The organism is Candidatus Bipolaricaulota bacterium, assembly GCA_021159055.1.
Classification (GTDB): domain Bacteria; phylum Bipolaricaulota; class Bipolaricaulia; order UBA7950; family UBA9294; genus S016-54.
Map to the genome: position 1 here is coordinate 1 of JAGGSO010000005.1, position 2,487 is coordinate 2,487.

At 44.0% G+C, this 2,487-nt stretch carries 2 protein-coding genes; one reads left to right on the top strand and one right to left on the bottom strand.

The genetic code is table 11. The features are described from left to right. Positions 1–132: 132 nt before the first annotated feature. Entirely contained in the window at positions 133–1,503 is a 1,371-nt protein-coding gene (locus J7J55_00230) for a phenylacetate--CoA ligase family protein (protein MCD6141145.1), read from the bottom strand. 101 nt (positions 1,504–1,604) lie between these two features. Between J7J55_00230 and J7J55_00235 the strand changes: the two genes are divergently transcribed. Continuing rightward, positions 1,605–2,342 carry a TIGR00266 family protein gene (locus J7J55_00235; protein MCD6141146.1) on the top strand — a complete coding sequence of 246 codons (738 nt, stop codon included), beginning with the start codon at positions 1,605–1,607 and terminating at the stop codon, positions 2,340–2,342. The last annotated feature ends 145 nt before the right edge of the window (positions 2,343–2,487 follow it).

A 2,487-nucleotide genomic window follows, 5' to 3' on the forward strand; every position in this document is an offset into this window, starting at 1 on the left:
CATTCTTACAATACTGAAGCCCGCCTCCTCCGCCACCCCCACCGCCTCGCTTTTTCCTGAGCCAGGGAGCCCTGTAAATGCAATGACTTTCATGAAAATGGAATGGCAATTATTATAAAATGATTGGGAAAGCTACCCATCTACCTTTGATATAACAACAGATGGCGGCAAATCCCCCCTGCTCTCAATGCTTTCAACCTCCATAACATTGACCTCAATTTCATCGCCGAGCTTCTTTGTGCACTCATTCTTTATTTCCTCGAATATTTTTTCAATAGATGGCCCGGTATTTCTTAGCTCTTCATCAACAACGATGAGTACATTTAGCTCCGTTGGACTCTCCTGTATTATCTGGAATTGCTTTATTTTGTTTGTATCCAACTTTTTCATCACCTCTCCAGGAATGCCAGTGATTGAAAGCGGAGGAATTATTCTCCCGTCTGGCAAGATGATGGCATCGGCCCTCCTTCCCTCAACCCTGCCTATGATTTCCGTATTTATCCCGCAGTCGCATTTTTTATCCAGAGGTATGAGAATATCATTCATGCCCGTGTATCGTATCACGGGCGTTCCTCTTCCATAAAGCTTTGTAATAACAACATGGCCAGGCTCTCCGGGTGCAACATCATTGCCATCCTCATCTAAAAACTCAAGGTGGACCATGTCCGAATGAATGTGATAATTTCCTTTTTTGCATTCAAAAGCAACCGGCCCTGCCTCAGTAGAGCCGTAAACGTCATATATTTTTGCATTGAATGCATCCTCTATGTATTTCTTTGTATAGTCATCAAGGACTGCGCCCGAAGATGACATAACCTTTGGATTAACATTTTTTCCATAACCCTGTCGCTTTAACACCGCAAGTGCTCGGAGAATACCAGGATAGCCGCCCAGAAATTCAGGGTTGAATTTGTCAATTTTTTTCATAAGCTCTTCCGGCTCCTCGCCGACATGGAGAATCTGCAGGTTTTTCAGGAACAATACTTTTCTGATAGCCGGCATAACACTTCCGCGCAGATACGTCTCCTCAACTGCATGAGGCGCCACATCTGCTATTATGCTCATTCTTGTCTTTCTCCAGTTCACATCGTATTCCTTCAGCTCCCTCAAAAAGCCGAACAACGCCTTTATTATCGTATATGTGTCCGTATATATTGAGACAGGCTGTCCCGTAGAGCCTGATGTGCTCACAAGATGCGCCTTTTTGATGTCAAAAGAGGGGTGGACTATACCATCCGGAAAGCTTTTCCTGAAATCATCTTTTGTTATAAAGGGCAGTTTTTTGATGTCCTCTATGCCCTTTATATCGTCTGGATGAATTCCTGCCTCCCTGTATTTTTTTCTGTATACCGGTACATCGTAAGCATATCTTACAATTTTTCTGAATTGCTTATTCCTGTATCTCTCAATGCCCTCGTACGAAGTCTTCCATACTCTGTCTATGTCTGTGAGATACCCTTTTGCTGCACGAAGAAGAAAAACCGGGTTCATGAAAGGATTCATTTTCTTTCTTGCAATGCTTTATAAAATTTATACTTTTTGGCAGGGCTTGGGTAAAACAAAAAACGATAAAAACAAGGAGATGATTTTCAGGCGGTGAAAAAATGAAATACAAAATCACAGGAGATAACCTTCAGGTGGTGACAATAGAGCTGAGCGAAGGAGAGAAAGTTTTTGGAGAAGCGGGTTCAATGGTCTACATGACCCCTAACATGAGAATGGAAGCAAAAGCTAGAGGCGGCTTGCTGAAAGGACTGGGAAGAAAATTTATGGGTGAGACCTTTTTCATGACAGAGTTCTCGCCAGCAGGAGGAACAGGCCTGGCTGCGTTTGCCGGAAATGCGCCCGGAACGATAAAGGAAATTGAACTCAAGGATGGCAGAGAGTTCATGGTGCAGAAAGATGCTTTTCTGTGCGCAGAGGACGGCATTGATTTAAGCGTTGCATTCCAGAAAAAGCTTGGCTCTATATTTTTCGGAGGAGAAGGATTCATTCTGGAAAGGTTGAAGGGGAATGGAACGGCCTTTATCCATGCATGCGGCGACTTCATAGAAATGGATTTGAAGGAGGGAGAAAGCATAAAGGTCGATACAGGCAGCGTTGTAGGCTGGGAAGGAACCGTCAGCTACGACATAGAGCGCGTGAAGGGCATAAAGACAATATTCTTCGGCGGCGAGGGGCTTTTCCTGACAAAACTCACCGGTCCAGGAAAAATAATAATTCAATCGATGACACTGCACAACCTTGCCATGGCGCTCTATCCTTTCATGCCGAAGCCGCAGCAAACGTCAGGGAAGTCAGGCGTGATAGGAACATTGCTTGACGAAACCCTGGGAAGATGATAACTGCAATTGCAAAGCTGGGAACGTCGATTTTGCTTGCTGCCGCCTTCTTCCTTCTGTTTTTCTATTTTATCGGCATACTGATTATAGGCATCATATTCCTTGTTGCCATTCTTTTCATAATCTTTTTGCTACTGTCTGTAAT